Below are 16,708 nucleotides of genomic sequence, written 5' to 3'. Positions count from 1 at the left end.
CAAGGACCAACATGGACTTCTTCATCGATGGAAAATGGACGCCGGCGACTACGTCGCGAACGATTCCGGTCGTCAACCCCGCGACGGGCGAAACGATCGATTCCGTACCCGCAGGCAATGCTGTGGATGCCGACCGGGCGATTGCCTCGGCGGCACTTGCCTTCAAGCAGTGGCGCAAGGTTCCGATGGCCCGTCGCGCCAAGCTGCAACATGCGGCTGCTCAACGGCTGCGCGAACGAGTCGAGGAATTCGCCCGCCTGCTGACGCTGGAGTTGGGTCGCCCGCTCGCCGGAGCAAAGATCGAGATCGAGCGCGCGGCCGACCTGCTCGACTACTTTGCCGAGGAAGGACTGCGGCTGCGCGGCGAAATCCCGATGATCAACGAGGAGAACGAGCGGGTGCTGGTCGTCAAGGAGCCGGTCGGCGTTGTTGTCGCCATCGCTCCGTTCAACTATCCGATCACGTTGCTGACGTTCAAGTTGGGCGCGGCGCTTATGACCGGCTGCACCGTGGTCGCCAAGCCGGCCTCCGATACACCGCTGACCACGCTGCTGCTGGCTAAACTTTTCCACCAGGTGGGCTATCCACCCGGCGTATTCAATGCGATTACCGGCTCCGGCGGGGAATTGGGCAGGGCCTTGGTGGAACACCCGACGCCGCGAAAAATCGGGTTCACCGGCAGCAGCCCGGCAGGCAAACGTATCGCAGCCATGGCCGCTGCGACCAACAAGCGGCTGACACTCGAGATGGGCGGCCAGTCGCCGGCCATCGTCTGCCGCGATGCGAACCTCGACGTCGCCATCCCGGCTCTGGTGCGGCATGCCTTTGCCAACAGCGGGCAGTTTTGTTACCGGGTTAACCGGATCTATGCCGATCGTGAAATCTATCCAATGTTCATTGAGCGTTTCGCACGTGCGGCAGCGGCTCTCAAGGTCGGCAATGGCCTGGACCTGGGTTGCGACATGGGGCCGATAGTCAGCGAAGAAATCTTTCGAACCAGTGTCGAGCATGTCGCAGACGCGCTCAGCAAGGGCGCGCAAGCTGCAGCCGGAGGCGCACGGCTACTCGGCGGCGATTACGATCGCGGCTACTTCTTTCCTCCCACCGTACTCGTCGACACGCAGCAGTCGATGAAGATCATGCGGGAAGAGACCTTCGGTCCGGTGGTCGGTGTAATGCCCTTCGCTTCCTTGCCGGAAGCCATCGAGATGGCGAACGATTCGCCGTTCGGTCTGGCCGGTTACGTCTTCAGCACCGACCTGAGTGTGGCGCTCAGCACCGCCGAGAGCCTTGAAGCCGGCTCGGTATGGGTCAATAATATCCATCGCTCTTACAACATGGTGCCCTTCGGCGGCTACAAGGAGAGCGGACTGGGCCGCGAGAAATCCCGCTATGGCCTGGAGGCGTATCTGGAGTTGAAAACCATCTATCTGTCGACAGCACAATGAAAGAAACCCACTACCCCGTTTATCTGCGTGCGCGCGAATACTGGAACACCCGCTTCAACGACTTTCATATGCCGTTGGCTTATTTGCACGGCTGCGAATTGCTTCTGGCATACCCGGCGGCGGACGCGGATATCGTCATCCCGGCTATCTTTCTGCACGACGTCGGCTGGAAGTTGATCCCCGAGGAAGAGCAGGGGCGAGCTTACGGGCCGACCATGGAGGACGAGTCGCTGCGGCGAATCGAGGACGAGTCGTTGCGGCGCCAACACGAAATCGATGGCGCGCGCATCGCTAACGAGATCCTGACGGATGTTAACTACGATCCACGCAAGCGCGAGATGATCGTGCGCATTATCGACGGGCACGACTCGCGGCTGGAGTCACTCTCGGAGGAGGATTCTTTGGTCAAGGACGCGGACAAGCTGTGGCGCTTTACCTTAGTGGGAGTCGATATCCATTATCGGGAATTTGGCAAGCCGCTCAAGGAGTATGTGCCGTGGTTAAGCAATCAAATCGATCGCTGGTTCTTTACGGAACGTGGCAAGCAGATGGCGCACGAGGCGCTCGCCAAAGTCAAACATGCAGTGGCTGAGGTCGGTCATGTCTGAGTCGAATTTGGCCGGGCAAGTGGCGATCGTAACGGGAGCCGGAGGCGGTTTAGGGAGGGCGTTCGCATTGGCGCTGGCCGGGGCGGGCGCGCGGGTGACGGTTGCAGATTGCAACTTTCAGGGCGCTTCCGACACCGTGGAACAGATCGTCGCCAAGGGTGGGGAAGGGATGGCTGTCGAGGTTAACGTGGCGGACGAGGACTCTGTCGAGACGATGACAAAGGCGGTTGCGCAGCGCTGGGGCCGGATCGACACGCTGATCAATAACGCCAGCGTTTATGGCAGCATCGTCCGCAAACCGTTCTTCGAAATCACTCCCGGCGAGTGGGACGCGCTCATGGCAGTCAACCTCAAAGGACCATGGCTCTGCGCACGCGCCGTGTTTCCTTACATGCGTGAGCGTGGCGGCAGCATCGTCAACATCGCCTCGGCCACGTTCTACAGTGGTTCACCGCTCTGGGCCCATTACGTTGCTGCCAAGGGCGGCGTCATCGGTCTCACGCGTGCCCTGGCGCGGGAGGCCGGCGATTACGGCATCCGTATCAACGCCATCGCCCCAGGTTTCACGCTGACTGAAGCCAGCTTGCGATTGATAGAGGATGCGGCGCAATACGGAGTGAATCGTGGAGCGATTAAGAGGGCACAGCAGACTGACGACCTGATCGGGGCGCTGCTGTTTTTTGTTTCGCCGGCCAGCGATTTCGTCACTGGCCAAACACTCGTCGTCGACGGTGGTCGCCAGTTCAATTGAACTTCATTGACCATGGAAATAGATCAATTCAACAATCACGAGTCACGATATTTCATCAAATGACTAGTAGTCGATTGACTGCGCTGGATCATCAGCACAATCGTTTCTGTGATTGCATGTGTAATTTTGCTGCGTGTGCACGTACTGGCGATACCTGTATTTTGCTTGGCTCTAAACAAATCGTGGTCATTCTCTAAATCCGAAATATTGCACTGCGCCAACGTTAGATGGCCCGAATTTTGCGTTACATCACACAATCATAATACTCTTGGGAGGAATTGGATGCGGTGGTCAACAACAACAATGACGACAGTGCCGAGATGGTTAGGTAGTGCATCAGCTATTTTCGCGATGTTGGGCTGTAATGTCACAGCAAACATCAATGATGAGGTAGCGGCAGAGAAAGCCCGCAATGACAACTTTCTGACCATACCCTTGATGCTGGCCCTGGCTTTTGTCTTCATGATGATTTTCTATGGCTCATTTGATGCTGGCTGATGATCCTGCCAATGATATTCGCCACGATCATGATTTACGCCTATACGGGCATCAAAAATATCGGCATGAACGTCAATACGGTGCCGGTGATCGCCGTGGATATCGGCGTAGGGATTGACTACGCCATTTACATCATGCAGCGTATTCGGGAAGAAATGGCACAGCTGCGTAATCTGCGACAGGTCGTGTTACGCGCCATCTCCACTACGGGATTCGCCGTGACCTTCACCGCAACTACCTTGATTGCCGGCGTGATCATGTGGGTGGTGTTCTCCCAACTGCGCTTCCAGTCTGATTCGGCACTGCTGCTCTCGCTCATGCTGGTGTTGAACGCGGCCGCCGCGATGCTGCTGATGCCGGCGTGGGTGATGATTTTCAAGCCGCATTTTATTACTTAGGCATATCTGGGCGAGGATGGCATATTGCAGGTTGGGGCGCAGGGAGCAGCCAAGGCTTGAGTGACATGACAGCCATCAAGCGCCGAACCTGCTGCATGGATAAATGGCCATGCTTCTACGGTGATAGAAGTCTACCGGGATCAGTTACAGCGGGGCGGCGCAAGAACTTCACCAGCAAATGGGCATATTTGGAACCGGTTCTTGACTGAAGCGGGCAAGGAATCAAAAAATCTGGAAAGTAGTGGCATTGAAGTAGTGGCGTTGGCTGTTCGAGTGGATGTTTTTGTGGGTTGGATAATTTTAAACAGGAGGGAATACCAATGAAACAAAGAAACATTTGGAAGAGTCGGCGAATCATGCTATCGGCATGGGTTGGGTTCGCCATGACGGCGCCAATGGCGCTGGCCGACGGACTTCCCGACATGGGGGCGGTTGACAGCTCGACACCGTGGCGAGCGGATATCTATTATCAAAATCATACCGCCTACCGCGGCAAGGACGCGACGGGGGAAACTGTTGGCTTGTCCAAGTTCCGCAATACGATTCAGGTCGAGGCTGACAAAGGCGTCAACGACGGATGGGCGATCCACTCCGTCTTGCGTGGCACCTACGATGGTGTTTACGATATGAACAGCGGGGAATTCGGTAACGACGCGGGCGGCGCAATCAACATGCAATCGACGACCCCGGGCGGTTATTTAAGCACTCCTTGGGGAACTGGCCCCGTTACTCATACGGCGGTTAGTGGACTGGGCTTGCCTCTCAACACGTTTGTTGACACCTATCCCGCGAGCAACTCGAATTCCGGCCTGCGCGTGTTGGGCGACGGCTGGCATGGCATCAACGGCGGTGTCGCATTCGGTGTTCCGGTGCGGCCCTGTAATGTCGATTCCCGCGGCTGCACGGACTTTGGCGGTTACGGCAATCGCACGAAAACCGAATTGGCCTCGCCTGAGTTCAACAGCCGGCTCGACTTTATCCGCGAACTGTACGCCAAGAAGCTGTTCAAGCTGGGTGACGGCACCGACCTGTTCGTCAAGGTCGGCAAGCAGCAGGTCGTCTGGGGCCGTACCGATTTGTTCCGGGTGCTCGATGTGATTAACCCGGTGGATTACTCGCGCAACAACATCTATGACGAGTTGCAGGACATCCGCATCCCGATGTGGATTGCACAGGTCGAGTGGCGCTTTGGTGGCGGCGATATTTTGCAGGAGCGCAATCTTCAGGTAGTCTGGAATTTCGACCAGTTCCGTGCCAACAACCTCGGCCAATGTGGAACGCCCAATTCGATTCTGGATGCAGGCTGCTTCTTCCGCGGCATGAAGAATCTGTGGGATAACGGCGGCACCGTCTCGAACTTTGCCAACGTCGGGCCGAATACCTTATTAGCCACCAACTTCGGCCCGCACCAGATCGGTATCAACAATGTCAACCTGCCTGGATGGAGTTTCAATAACACCCAGTTGGGGGTGAAATTCGAGGGTGTGGCTTCGAGCGGGCTCAACTTCTCCCTGAATGCATTGACCTATCGCTCCCAGTTGCCTTCCTTGCACGGCGGCCAGGGGGCGGTCAATGCCTTCACCGGGGTATCTCAGTCGTCATGGCCGTACCTGATTGCCTTCAACATGGAGTTTCCGCGCGTCAATCTGGTCGGTGGTTCGCTTGACTTCCAGATTCCGGCTGTGGATGCGGCAGTGCGGATGGAAGGCGCCTATACCAGCGGTGAGGAGTTTCCCAATACGGCCAGTCCCAATCTTTATTCGAGAAACCATGTGTTCCGCAGCGTCATCGGGATTGATCGGCCGACATTTGTGCCGTTCATCAGCGAAACCCGGACCACGCTGTTCTCGGGCCAGTTGTTCTACCAGCACATCTTTGACCACGAGCTTTTCTCCAGTGTCTACGGCCCGGTCGGCATGCCGGACTGGAAGGATAATTTTATTGGCACCTTACTGATCAAGGCTTTCCTCGTGGGCGACCGGCTGAGTCCGCAACTGATCATGGCGCGCGACTTCAGGGCGCAAGCGTATGCCGTTGCACCCTCCGTGGATTGGAGCATTACCGATAATCTGCGGCTGACTTTCGGCGCCAATTACAAGTACGGCGATCCCAACCGGAATCAGTTTGATGACTGCCGCTTCTGTAATCCCTGGCCGCCTTTCACAGCACCCAATGGCGACCCGAATCCGTTCGTCGCAGGTTCTCGTGGTTTGGGCGGCGTCGAACCTCTCGGGCGTTTCCGTGCCGGCCCGATTGGTGCTGCATTCGATCAGAACGACATCTACTTTCAAGTCAATTACAAGTTCTAATCTAGGAGACATCACAACATGAAACTCATATACATCATGCTGGCCGCCATCCTGGCGACCTTGGGCGGGGCGGCCATGGCGGCTACCGATGCCGACATAGACAACTCTTTCTCCCCCTACAAAAAGGGGGCACCAAGCTTTCCCGGACTCACGCCGGGCATGACCATCAACAAGGCCAACGTCGACCAGTTCAAGGACATCCTTGCAGTTGGGACTTACAAGATCATTAAGGACGGACTGACCGAGATCAAGGTGATTGGGACAACAAGCTTCGATCTGACGTCGGCATACGTCGAGGCGACCCGGAAGAATCTGAACAAGGTCAAGCTGGGCCCGAAAAATGGTGACATCGAAGGCTATATCGCCGGGCGACCGTTTCCGGAGGAACCGGACCTCAAGGATCCACGGGCTGGCGAGAAGCTGGCCTGGAACTACAAGTTCGGTGTGAATTGGGGCGACAACGCCATGATTTCCCCGTTCTACTGGGAGTACCGCGACTTGGCCACCGGCAAACTTGAACGCACCCTCAAGATGGACATGCACTTCTTGAATCTGAAACACCGCGTAAAAGATGCGCCAGTGCCTGAAGTGCCGGGCAATACCTCCAATCTATATCGGGCCATCTACGCGCATATACAGGAGCCCCAGGATCTGAAGAACACCCAGGTCCTGATCCAGCGCTATGAAGATGACCAGAAGCTCGATGATGCCTACTTGTATCTCGGTTTTCAGCGCCGCGTACGCCGTTTGGCGACCGGTCAGACAACTGATGCCTTCCTCGGCTCCGATCTGATGATCGAGGACTTCGAGGGCTACAACGCCCGGGTGTCCGATATGAAGTGGACCTACAAGGGCACCAAGAATATGCTGCTTCCCATGTGGAACCACAACGATCTGAAACTGGCGACGGATATGCCGGTGGAAGCCGATGGCTACAAGTATGTGGACTTCGGTGGCCAAGGCAAGTGTTTCTACCAGGGAGCCTACCAACTGCGCAAAGTCTATGTGCTGGAGGCGGTGCCGGTCAACCCCAATCACCCGATCAGCAAGCGCGTTTTTTACATGGACAGCCAGTTGCAAAACATTAACGGTGCCATCGAAATCTACGACCGCAAGGGCGAGCTATGGAAGGTTTGGAGCGTTGGCAAGTCGCATGCAGATCACCATCTCCCGATGAACAAGGGGGCCGGTATCGGTATCGACGATGCGTTCTCCATGGTGGACTTGCAGTCCAAGCACTGCACCACTGGCCACTTCAAGGGGCAAGTGAGTTACCAGCAGAACCCGCCTGCCATGTTCCAAGTGCAATTCATGCGCGGCGGCGACTGACACCTTGCATCAATGATTGTCCTTTGGCAAGGGCTTCCTCTCCCATCCGACAGAAACCCTTGCCGATTTATTTAAACAAGACTGTTCACAACTTTCAAACCCGTACTGGCTCAATACGTGAGCCGGCTGAGACTTGTCGGTAAACAGAAAAATAAATGAAATAAATGTATTACTGCTTTTCGGCAATTTAGGCCTGACACATTGCCAGAAACAATCGGCATATTGGAAAGAAATCTTCTGGAAGCTCAAAATCTCGGCAAAGATCAGCATAAGTCATGAACACCTTGCCTCAGATAACCAGCAATAGAGTATTCGGAAGGGAAAGCATGCAAGACGTCTCTGCACTCAACACCTTTTTCAGCCCGAGGAGCGTCGCGGTGGTCGGCGCGTCCTCCGATCCCAAGAAGCCCGGCAATACCGCCCTGCGCAACATGAAATCCATGGGCTACAAGGGAAAGATCTATCCGATCAACCCGCGCGAGCAAAGCATTCTCGGACTTGCCTGCTACAAGAACGTGCTCGACATTTCAGAACCGGTCGATGTTTGCGTACTGCTCGTGCCGGCGGATTTCACCTTGCAGGTTGCGCAGGACCTCGTCAAGAGAAAGAAGCGCTACCACGACGTCAGCGCCGTCGTCTGCATGTCGGCCGGCTTCGGCGAACTCAACACGAGCGAGGCCGGGCAACGCGAGCGCAACCTGGTGCAGACCCTGCGGTCCGCGTCGATCCGGCTGATCGGGCCGAACTGCCTCGGCATCATGGACACGGTGAGCGGGTTTAACACGAATTTCGACATCGGCGACTATCCGCGCGGCGGAATCAGCATACTCACGCAAAGCGGCGCGTTTGGCAATTCGTTCCTGTTCGGCTCGGGAACCACTGGCAAGGTGGGACTCAATAAATTCGTCTCCATCGGCAACATGGCCGATGTGCAGATGTCCGAACTGCTCCTGTTCCTGAAGGCCGATGAGTCGACGCGGGTTATCGGCATTTACCTCGAAGGTCTTACCGAGCCGAGAGAATTTTTCGAGATCGCCCGCGACGTCGTCGCAACCAAGCCCATCGTGATACTCAAGAGCGGCAGAAGCGAGCTGGGTTCGACCGCCGCGTTGTCCCATACCGGTTCGGTAGCCGGCGCTGATGCGATCTACGATGGCGCCTGCCGGCAATCCGGGCTGATCCGCGCGCGGAGCGTGGCGGAGTTCTACGACACGCTGCGGGCCTTCGCGAAGCAGCCTATGCCAGCCGGGAATCGCGTCTGCGTGCTGACGCACATGGGAGGCCCCGGAACGATGTGCATCGATGAAATCTCGACGCTGCCGGGCTTGAAGATGACGGCATTTTCGCCAGAGACCCACGACGCGCTGAAGCGCATTCTGTCCCCGGCTGCCAACATCGGCCAACCGCCGGGATACGTCGACCTGACGGCCGCCCATTACGAGAACCTGCACAACCAGGTTCTCCAGCTCCTGTTCCGGGACCAGAACGTCGATGCTGTGATACAGATATTGGCGCCAAGCGCGTTCCTGGACCAGAAACTGCTCGCGAAGGAAATCCTCAGCGGCTACGAATCCCAAAGCGGCGCGAAGAAGCCGCTCTTGAACGTCGTGACCTTCGGTGATTTTGCCGATACGTTGCGCCAAGGGCTCGAGGGCGGCGGTCTACCGACCTTCGATTTTCCGGATTCCGTTGCCCAGGTCGCCGCGAATCTTGCGGCCTATGCGACCATCCGCAAAGCGGCGGGGCAGGGACGCGTCGTAAAGGCCGAGAGGATCGCGGCGCAAGCGGCGCAGGGGCCGGCGGAGCGGCTGATCGCCGTTGCATCCGGGCAGGGGCGCATTAGCCTGCTCGAGCCAGAAGCCTATGAAGTATGCAAGCAATACGGCATACGAGTGCCACCCTTCAGGAAGGTGGATGCGCCGGAGGACGCCAAGCGCGCGGCGAACGAGATCGGATATCCGGTCGTGCTCAAGATCGTATCGGCCGAGATCCTGCACAAGACGGACGCGGGCGGGGTGATGCTCGGCGTCAGTTCCGACAGCGTTCTCGAGCAATCGTACGCAAAGCTCATCGAAAACATCCGCAAGGCGGCACCGCGAATCGCAAAACCGAACGTCCTGGTGCAGAAGATGATGCTGGCAACGACGGAACTCGTGCTTGGCGGCCTGAGGGACAAGCTGTTCGGTCCGACCATCATGTTCGGCCTGGGGGGGACCTACATCGAAGTGCTCAAACACGTTAATTTCCACCTCACGCCATTAGGGCTCGAGGATGCGAAGGAACTGATTCGCGAGACCCTTCCGCCGGCCCTGCTCGAAGGTGCGCGCGGCCGAAAGAAAATGAACGTCGACGCGATCGCGGGCGCGCTCGTGTCATTGGGGCGGCTGTTCGAAGAGCAGCCACAGATCGAACAGGTGGATCTGAATCCGTTCCTTCCGGACGACGAAGGAGGAATCGCCGTCGACGCGAGAATCATTCTGGCAAAGCAGGCAAGCGCGGCCAAGAACTTATCCGCAAATAATGTTAACCCCTAACAGCACCTTGCGAAACGCGATGATGGCGGCCGTTCCGCCGACCTCTTTTTACGAAATATTCGGGTTAGTGTGAATGACAGCGAGGAAGCCTTGGAAGTGGTGAATGACACTTGCTTTGGTTTGTCCTCGGCGGTCATTACGAATGACCTGCAGAAGGCGATGAGCCTATCCCTCCAATTAGAGGCGGGCATGGTGCATGTGGACGACTCCACCGGCCTGGGCCAACCCATTGTCCCCTTTGGCGGCGTTAAGGACTCGGGCTTTGGGCGCGAAGGAGGCACTACTCGATGAACAAGATTACTGAAGTAAATGGATCACCATCCAGCCCGGACAGCGTGCGTTTGCACCCTTGCTCCCGGTGTCGTTCTTATTGCACCGCCAGACCAATTTTTGCTGCTATGCACCAACATCGTATGACATGAGCTTTGCAGCACGCTTGTGCAGAACAAATCGGATATCTAGTCGGAGTAACCCATGAACATTGCTCAAGAAATCTTCAGCGCGGCACAGAGTCGTGGTCTTACGACTCGGCCGGCACTACTTTGCGAAGACCGTACGTTGACCTACGGCGAACTGGAACAGGCCGCGAATCGCTTCGGCAACGCACTCATGGCCGAGGGTGTTGCCCGTGGCGAACGCGTGCTGTTTTTGCTCGACGATTCACCCGAGCTGGTCGCCGCCTACCTTGGCACGCTCAAGATCGGGGCCGTTGCCGTGGCGCTCAATCTGCGCATGGCGCCGGTCGACCTTCTATTCATCCTGCGCGAGAGCGAATGCCACTGCCTGGTCGTGCATCAAGAGTTCCTGCCACTCTACCAAGGCATTGCCGACCAGTTGAGCAACCCGCCCAGGGTGATCGTCGTCGAAGGCCACGTCGGCGGTTGCACCTCGCTTGATGATTTCCTCGGCAGCTGTTCGGATATCTTGGCGGCGGCGCCGACCAGTGCCGATGACATGGCCTATTGGGTCTATTCCTCAGGCACGACGGGTAAACCGAAGGCAACGGTCCATCTGCACCGCGACATCACGGTCGCGTCATTGCACGTTCGGCAAAATCTCGGCGTAAAACCTGGAGATCGCGTGTTTACGACATCGAAGCTCTTCTTCGCATTTGCCCTAGGGCATTCGCTGCTCGGTGGACTTGCCGTAGGCGCGACAGTCATTCTCTATCGGGGTTGGCCGGAGGCCCACGCGCTCGCACGCGTTATCGCGCGGCTGGAGCCGGACGTTCTTTTCAGTGTTCCGGTGATGTACCGCAGTTTCCTACGCGAAGGATTGGCGGGCGGCGAGAGTTTCAAGCGCATCCGCCATTTCGTGTCGGCGGGCGAGAAACTGCCGGCGCCGATTTTCGAGGCATGGCAGGCGCAAACCGGGCAGCCGATCATCGAGGGGATTGGCTCTTCAGAGACGATATTTCTGTTCATCGCCAACACGCCGAAAGTCTTCCGCGCCGGGTCTTCGGGCAAGCCACTGCCTTGGGCTGAGGTCCGCATTGTCGATGAGTTCGACAGGACCATCACCAGTGCCGATACTCCGGGCACCCTGTGGGTACGCATGGTTTCCGTGTGCGCGGGCTACTGGCAACGCCCGGAACTCAATGAGCGGACGTTCCGCGACGGCTGGTACGCGACTGGCGACACGTTTAGTTTTGATGCCGAAGGTTGGTGGTATCACCAAGGTCGCAGTGACGACATGCTGAAGGTCTCTGGCCAGTGGGTAAGCCCGGCGGAGATCGAGTCATGCGCCCTCGCGGTGCCAGGCATCGCAGACGCGGCAGTGGTCGGTGTCCCGAATGACGACGGGCTGGTTCGGCTCGCGCTGTTCCTTGTAGCGAAACCCGACAGCGATCCGGACGTGCTCGGCGCTATGGTGCAGGCTCATTTGCGAGCCACGCTGGCAATCTACAAGTGCCCTCGCAACATCCACTTCCTTCAGGACTTGCCCCGCACGGCGACAGGCAAGACCCAGAAATTCCGGCTGCGCGAGATGCTGCAGGCCGATGCTATGCATCCGGAATTCTGATTTAAACAAGCCTGCCGGCAAAAAGTGCAACGGTAGAGACTTGAGTAAGAATGACACAATCCAGTTGGCTGGTTGCTGCAATGCTGGCAGTCGACTTTCGGGGCCGCTCTGTTCGCGCGAATTAAAGTACCCGTTTTTTTTTAGATGCACGTCGATACACAGGGCACTTGATCGCGATGGCCGAACCCAAACGAGTTGTCGATAAAGTATAAGGATTCGACGGCGAGCCGATACCACTTCCCTCTCGACATCGCGCTGACAATGATGGCAGATGCCATGGCCAGATTACCGACCACGGGAAATTTCGCACCATAGAGAGCAAGAGCTCTCGCTGCTTCAGCCCATGCAGTTCGCTGACTGGTCCTTCGAGCTGAACGCCCCGAATCTGCTGCCAGTCCTTGCAGTCCTCTTGAATCGTGTCGACAGCTCGTGGACAGGCAGCCAAATTCATGCGGTGGCGCGTTGTGGCGGCCGACAGGAAGTAAAGGCCGAATCCGTCGTTGACAAAAAAGACGGCAGCGGCCCAAGGACCGGCGGCCGACGTGGCCAAGGTCATGACGTGGTGCTGGCTCATTTAATTTCCACTTCATTAATGAAATAATAGTGGTGTCTCGATCATGGGGATACGGCAATGGCAAGGAGAGCGAGTGGAGGGGAATGGCTGGAAGAAGCCAAGGCGTGCCTGGCCAAGGCCAGGACGGTAGAAGAGTTGAGACAGGCGCAGGCGGTGGTTCTACCGCTTGAGTACGGCTTGTCATTGGAGCAGACAGCCCGTGCCATCGGAGTGTCGGCCGGATGGGCCTGCCAGTTGCGAACGCGCTTTGTACGCGGGGAAGGGGTACCGGGTTATGGTGCAAGCCGACGGGGCGGACGGCGGCGGGAGAACATGACGCGCGAGGAGGAGGCCGCCTTTTTGCTACCGTTCTTCGAGAAAGCGAGAGTTGGCGGCATTCTGGTGGTGAGCGAAATCAAACAGGCATTGGACGCTCGCCTGGGACGGACCGTGGCCTTGGCCTCCGCCTACAATCTCCTGCATCGTCATGGCTGGCGCAAGCTTGCGCCCGACAAGCGACACCCCAAGGCTGATGTCACAGCCCAGGAGGATTGGGGAAAAAACTCCCCGGCCTCCTCGTGGAAATAAACCGGTAGTGGCGCTAATGTATGCAGTTGTTCCTCGATGAGGTCGCGCAACGGTGTCTGGTCCATAGTTGCATAGCCTCGGATTGTTAATTCACTAAAGAATTATAAATTGAATTATTTCCCTGTGAGTAATCAAAAGACCAAATTCCACAATCGCGGGTCATGATATTTCACCAAATGACTAATAGTCGATTGACTGCGCTGGATCATCAGCACAATCGTTTCTGTGATTGCATATGTAATTTTGCTGCGTGTGCACGTACTGGCGAACCCGTATGTTGCTTGGCTCTAAACAAATCGTGGTCATTCTCTAAGTCCGAAATATTGCACTACGCCGACGATAGATGGTCCCGATCTTGCATTACACCACCCGATCGTGGCACATTGACCTGACCGGATATTTTTGGACCAAGCTTCTAGAGATAATGGGTCAGCAGCGATGTGAAGCGGCTCAAGATTTTGGAATCCGAGAACACACGGCTGAAAAAGTTGGTAGCTGAACGGGATCTTGAGATCGAAGTGATGACGGAGATCGCAGCAAAAAAATGGCGGGCGCACAGGTTCACCGGGAACAAATCCGTTTTGCAGTAAAAAGGGGATTGAGCCAGCGACGAGCGTGTGCGCGATATTCACAAGTTAATTAGAGAAGGAGGCCTCCAATGAAGTTTCCAGTCCCGCACGATATAAAACGCAAGGCGATTCCAGGTACGGAAGGCTGGGAGAGGATGTATCCGTACCAGTATCAATTCGTTACCGACGATCCAGTTCGCAACCAGTATGAAAAGGAAACGTTCTGGTTCTACGACGGATTACACTATCCAGAGCCGCTCTATCCATTCGATACCATTTGGGATGAGGCTTGGTTCCTCGCCCTGTCGCAGTTTAACAACCGCATCTTTCAGGTGCCGCCGGTGCGCGGAGTCGATCACCGCATCATCAACGGCTACGTCTATATCTCGCCGGTCCCGGTCAAGGATGGCGCCGAAATCGGTCGGCGCGTGCCGAATTTCATGGAACGTGCCAGCCTCTACTACAAGAACTGGGATGCACTGGAGGCCAAGTGGAAGATCAAGATGGAGGCTACCATCAAGGAACTCGAAGACTTGCAGATATCGCCCCTGCCCGATCTCGAGGACATCTCGGTGGTAACCGATGCCTTGGGTGAATCCAAGGGCTACCACTTGATCAAGAACTACGACGATCTGATCAATCTGGGCATCAAGTGCTGGCAGTATCACTTCGAGTTCCTTAATCTCGGCTACGCGGCCTACGTCTTCTTCATGGACTTTACGCAGAAGCTGTTTCCGAGCATTCCGCTGCAGCGCATCACGCAAATGATCTCGGGTATCGACGTGATCATGTACAAGCCCGACGGCGAGCTCAAGGAACTGGCGAAGAAAGCCATTGCGCTCGGTGTTGACAAGGGAGTGACGGAGCATCGGGACTGGGTCGCCGTTAAGGCCGCCGTCGAGAAACTGCCAAAAGGCACAGAGTGGCTGGCCGCCTTCGAGAAGGCTCGCTACCCGTGGTTCAACATCTCCAGCGGCACCGGCTGGTTCCACACCGACCGCAGTTGGAACGATAGCCTCGCTATTCCTCTCTCCGGCATTCAGACCTACATCGGCAAGCTCAATGCCGGCACCAACATCGATCGCCCGACGGAAAAGATTCGCGCTGAACGGGACCGCATAACTGCCGAGTACCGCGCCTTGATTACCAATGATGCCGATTTGAAGCAGTTCGACGAATTGTTAGATTGCGCCAAGACTGTATTTCCTTATATTGAGAACCACCTGTTTTACGTGGAGCACTGGTTCCACTCGGTGTTCTGGAACAAGATACGCGAAGTCGCGGCGATCATGAAGGACCATGGCATGATCAACGATATCGAGGACATCTGGTACCTGCGCCGCGACGAGATCAAGCAAGGACTGTGGGACGTGGTTACCGCATGGGCCACTGGCGTCACCCCGCGTGGCACCAAAACCTGGCCGCCTGAAATTGAATGGCGCAAGGGCGTGATGGAGAAGTTCCGCCAATGGAGTCCGCCACCCGCAATCGGCACCGCGCCGGAGGTTGTTCAGGAACCCTTCACGATCGTTCTGTGGGGCGTTACCAACAAGTCGCTGGCGGACTGGTCTGCGATACAGGAGGTCAGTGATCCCGACAGCATCACTGACCTCAAGGGCTTTGCCGGCAGTCCCGGCATCGTCGAGGGCAAGGCGCGCGTATGTCGCAGCGCGGAAGACATCTGCGATCTGCAGGAAGGAGAAATTTTGGTGGCACCGACTACCTCGCCGTCGTGGGCGCCGGCATTCGCCAAGATCAAGGCAGCCATCACCGATGTCGGCGGGGTCATGAGCCATGCCGCCATCGTCTGTCGCGAGTACGGTTTGCCTGCTGTCGTGGGCACCGGGCATGCCACCAAGATCATCAAGACCGGAATGATGCTCAGGGTAGATGGTTCTTCGGGTGTGATTTCGATCACCCGGTGATCCGGCAACAAGGAGGTATCGACTATGGGAGACACTTTGGCTATTGGCAGGAATCGCACGGAGGACTGGATGGATAGCACAATGCCGAATGTGTGCTGGTTCGAGGAGTGCAACAAGGACTCCGTCGCCTTGGTGGGGGGCAAATGCTCCTCTCTCGGCGAACTCATCAATGCAGGGGTGCGGGTGCCTCCAGGATTCGCTCTGACGACACATGGCTATGCGCAGTTCATGCGCGAAGCGGGCATCCAGCCCGAAGTGACCGGTCTCCTCACGGGACTGGACCACGAGGACATGGATAAGTTGGAAGAGGCCTCCCACGCCATTCGCGCGATGATCGAATCGCGCCCCATTTCGATCGAGCTTGAGGATTTGATTGCAGAGTCTTACCGAAAGTTGTCAATACGCTGCGGCGTTCCAGCGGTCCCGGTTGCCGTGCGTTCCAGCGCCACGGCCGAGGATCTGCCCGGCGCAAGTTTTGCGGGTCAGCAGGACACTTATTTGTGGATTCGCGGCATCGACGACGTCATGCACCATGTGCGGCGATGCATCTCCAGCCTGTACACGGGGCGTGCCATTGCCTATCGTATGAAGATGGGCTTCCCCCACGAACAGGTGGCGATCAGCGTCGGCATCCAGAAGATGGCCAACTCGTTTTCCGCCGGAGTGATGTTCACGATTCATCCCACCAACGGCGACCGCTCGGTCATCGTCATCGACTCGAATTACGGCTTCGGCGAATCGGTGGTTTCAGGCGAGGTAACGCCCGACCACTTCGTCGTCAACAAGGTCGCGCTCGACATCATAGAGCGCACCATTTCCAAAAAGGAAATTTGTTACACCGTCGATCTGAAAGCACAGAAGTCCGTCGCCACGGAGATCCCCTTCGAACGTCAGAGCGTGCAATCGATCATCGACGATGAAGTCACCGAACTGGCCTGGATGGGCAAGCAGATCGAAAAGCACTACGGCCGCCCGATGGACATCGAATGGGCCATCGACAAGGACCTTCCCGCCGGTGGCAATGTCTTCATCCTGCAAGCACGGCCGGAGACGATCTGGAGCAACAAGCAGCAGACGCCGGTGTCCACAGGCTGCGCTTCGGCAATGGATTACATCCTTTCCAGCCTGCTAACCGGCAAGAAGCTTTCGTAACCAACGATTTCAACCATAACAACT

The 16,708-nt window shown here is 56.8% G+C and carries 14 protein-coding genes and 1 pseudogene; 13 read left to right on the top strand and 2 right to left on the bottom strand.

The window, feature by feature from the left end; genetic code table 11:
• Positions 1 to 11: 11 nt before the first annotated feature.
• From K5E80_RS05725 to K5E80_RS05715, 3 genes are read left to right on the top strand one after another with little or no spacing between them, the layout of a single operon-like run.
• The gene (locus tag K5E80_RS05725; RefSeq protein WP_220635257.1) at positions 12 to 1,448 is read left to right on the top strand and encodes an aldehyde dehydrogenase family protein; all 1,437 of its coding nucleotides are present in this window, start codon (positions 12 to 14) and stop codon (positions 1,446 to 1,448) included.
• Complete coding sequence (locus tag K5E80_RS05720) at positions 1,445 to 2,056, top strand: HD domain-containing protein (RefSeq protein ID WP_220635256.1); 612 nt, start codon at positions 1,445 to 1,447, stop codon at positions 2,054 to 2,056. The genes K5E80_RS05725 and K5E80_RS05720 overlap by 4 nt, the downstream gene beginning before the upstream one ends.
• A complete protein-coding gene (locus K5E80_RS05715) occupies positions 2,049 to 2,807 on the top strand; it encodes an SDR family NAD(P)-dependent oxidoreductase (protein ID WP_220635255.1) in 759 nt (252 codons plus the stop codon). The genes K5E80_RS05720 and K5E80_RS05715 overlap by 8 nt, the downstream gene beginning before the upstream one ends.
• Before the next feature lie 257 nt (positions 2,808 to 3,064).
• On the opposite strand, the gene K5E80_RS05710 is transcribed toward K5E80_RS05715, so the two are convergent.
• Positions 3,065 to 3,271, bottom strand: a complete 207-nt coding sequence (locus K5E80_RS05710) for a hypothetical protein (protein ID WP_220635254.1) — start codon at positions 3,269 to 3,271, stop codon at positions 3,065 to 3,067.
• A gap of 45 nt (positions 3,272 to 3,316) precedes the next feature.
• On the opposite strand from K5E80_RS05710, the gene K5E80_RS05705 reads away from it, so the two are divergent.
• The 6 genes from K5E80_RS05705 to K5E80_RS05680 all read left to right on the top strand — a co-directional run bounded on the left by K5E80_RS05705 (position 3,317) and on the right by K5E80_RS05680 (position 11,897).
• A complete protein-coding gene (locus K5E80_RS05705; protein ID WP_220635253.1) occupies positions 3,317 to 3,703 on the top strand; it encodes an MMPL family transporter in 387 nt (128 codons plus the stop codon).
• Between the two features lie 383 nt (positions 3,704 to 4,086).
• Entirely contained in the window at positions 4,087 to 6,012 is a 1,926-nt protein-coding gene (locus K5E80_RS05700) for a DUF1302 family protein (protein ID WP_246590883.1), read from the top strand.
• Positions 6,013 to 6,030: 18 nt separating this feature from the next.
• Positions 6,031 to 7,341, top strand: a complete 1,311-nt coding sequence (locus tag K5E80_RS05695) for a DUF1329 domain-containing protein (RefSeq protein WP_220635252.1) — start codon at positions 6,031 to 6,033, stop codon at positions 7,339 to 7,341.
• A 326-nt stretch (positions 7,342 to 7,667) separates the two neighbouring features.
• Positions 7,668 to 9,875, top strand: a complete 2,208-nt coding sequence (locus tag K5E80_RS05690) for an acetate--CoA ligase family protein (protein WP_220635251.1) — start codon at positions 7,668 to 7,670, stop codon at positions 9,873 to 9,875.
• A 69-nt stretch (positions 9,876 to 9,944) separates the two neighbouring features.
• A complete protein-coding gene (locus K5E80_RS17140) occupies positions 9,945 to 10,166 on the top strand; it encodes an aldehyde dehydrogenase family protein (protein WP_220635250.1) in 222 nt (73 codons plus the stop codon).
• 183 nt (positions 10,167 to 10,349) lie between these two features.
• The gene (locus K5E80_RS05680; protein WP_220635249.1) at positions 10,350 to 11,897 is read left to right on the top strand and encodes a benzoate-CoA ligase family protein; all 1,548 of its coding nucleotides are present in this window, start codon (positions 10,350 to 10,352) and stop codon (positions 11,895 to 11,897) included.
• Positions 11,898 to 12,018: 121 nt separating this feature from the next.
• On the opposite strand, the gene K5E80_RS05675 is transcribed toward K5E80_RS05680, so the two are convergent.
• Positions 12,019 to 12,471: a PNPOx family protein gene (locus K5E80_RS05675; RefSeq protein ID WP_220635248.1), complete on the bottom strand. Its 453-nt coding sequence runs from the start codon at positions 12,469 to 12,471 to the stop codon at positions 12,019 to 12,021.
• A 57-nt stretch (positions 12,472 to 12,528) separates the two neighbouring features.
• Between K5E80_RS05675 and K5E80_RS05670 the strand changes: the two genes are divergently transcribed.
• The 4 genes and pseudogenes from K5E80_RS05670 to K5E80_RS05655 all read left to right on the top strand — a co-directional run bounded on the left by K5E80_RS05670 (position 12,529) and on the right by K5E80_RS05655 (position 16,684).
• Positions 12,529 to 13,038 carry a winged helix-turn-helix domain-containing protein gene (locus K5E80_RS05670; RefSeq protein ID WP_220635247.1) on the top strand — a complete coding sequence of 170 codons (510 nt, stop codon included), beginning with the start codon at positions 12,529 to 12,531 and terminating at the stop codon, positions 13,036 to 13,038.
• Positions 13,039 to 13,469: 431 nt separating this feature from the next.
• Positions 13,470 to 13,669: pseudogene (locus tag K5E80_RS05665) on the top strand (IS3 family transposase); the annotation flags it as partial.
• Positions 13,670 to 13,696: 27 nt separating this feature from the next.
• A complete protein-coding gene (locus K5E80_RS05660; protein ID WP_220635246.1) occupies positions 13,697 to 15,532 on the top strand; it encodes a PEP-utilizing enzyme in 1,836 nt (611 codons plus the stop codon).
• Between the two features lie 69 nt (positions 15,533 to 15,601).
• A complete protein-coding gene (locus tag K5E80_RS05655) occupies positions 15,602 to 16,684 on the top strand; it encodes a PEP/pyruvate-binding domain-containing protein (protein WP_220635245.1) in 1,083 nt (360 codons plus the stop codon).
• Positions 16,685 to 16,708 lie beyond the last annotated feature (24 nt).

This window comes from Georgfuchsia toluolica (assembly GCF_907163265.1).
GTDB classification, from domain to species: domain Bacteria; phylum Pseudomonadota; class Gammaproteobacteria; order Burkholderiales; family Rhodocyclaceae; genus Georgfuchsia; species Georgfuchsia toluolica.
The sequence above is the reverse complement of the archived record's forward strand: the minus strand, read 5'-3'. Positions and strand labels throughout refer to the sequence as shown.

Coding starts and splice junctions, on each gene's coding strand:
- K5E80_RS05720 (WP_220635256.1), top strand. CDS start 1,445: ATGAAAGAAACCCACTACCCCGTTTATCTGCGTGCGCGCGAATACTGG.
- K5E80_RS05660 (WP_220635246.1), top strand. CDS start 13,697: ATGAAGTTTCCAGTCCCGCACGATATAAAACGCAAGGCGATTCCAGGT.
- K5E80_RS05670 (WP_220635247.1), top strand. CDS start 12,529: ATGGCAAGGAGAGCGAGTGGAGGGGAATGGCTGGAAGAAGCCAAGGCG.
- K5E80_RS05655 (WP_220635245.1), top strand. CDS start 15,602: ATGGATAGCACAATGCCGAATGTGTGCTGGTTCGAGGAGTGCAACAAG.
- K5E80_RS05705 (WP_220635253.1), top strand. CDS start 3,317: ATGATATTCGCCACGATCATGATTTACGCCTATACGGGCATCAAAAAT.
- K5E80_RS05690 (WP_220635251.1), top strand. CDS start 7,668: ATGCAAGACGTCTCTGCACTCAACACCTTTTTCAGCCCGAGGAGCGTC.
- K5E80_RS05725 (WP_220635257.1), top strand. CDS start 12: ATGGACTTCTTCATCGATGGAAAATGGACGCCGGCGACTACGTCGCGA.
- K5E80_RS05715 (WP_220635255.1), top strand. CDS start 2,049: ATGTCTGAGTCGAATTTGGCCGGGCAAGTGGCGATCGTAACGGGAGCC.
- K5E80_RS05680 (WP_220635249.1), top strand. CDS start 10,350: ATGAACATTGCTCAAGAAATCTTCAGCGCGGCACAGAGTCGTGGTCTT.
- K5E80_RS05700 (WP_246590883.1), top strand. CDS start 4,087: ATGACGGCGCCAATGGCGCTGGCCGACGGACTTCCCGACATGGGGGCG.
- K5E80_RS05675 (WP_220635248.1), bottom strand. CDS start 12,471: ATGAGCCAGCACCACGTCATGACCTTGGCCACGTCGGCCGCCGGTCCT.
- K5E80_RS05695 (WP_220635252.1), top strand. CDS start 6,031: ATGAAACTCATATACATCATGCTGGCCGCCATCCTGGCGACCTTGGGC.
- K5E80_RS05710 (WP_220635254.1), bottom strand. CDS start 3,271: ATGAAGACAAAAGCCAGGGCCAGCATCAAGGGTATGGTCAGAAAGTTG.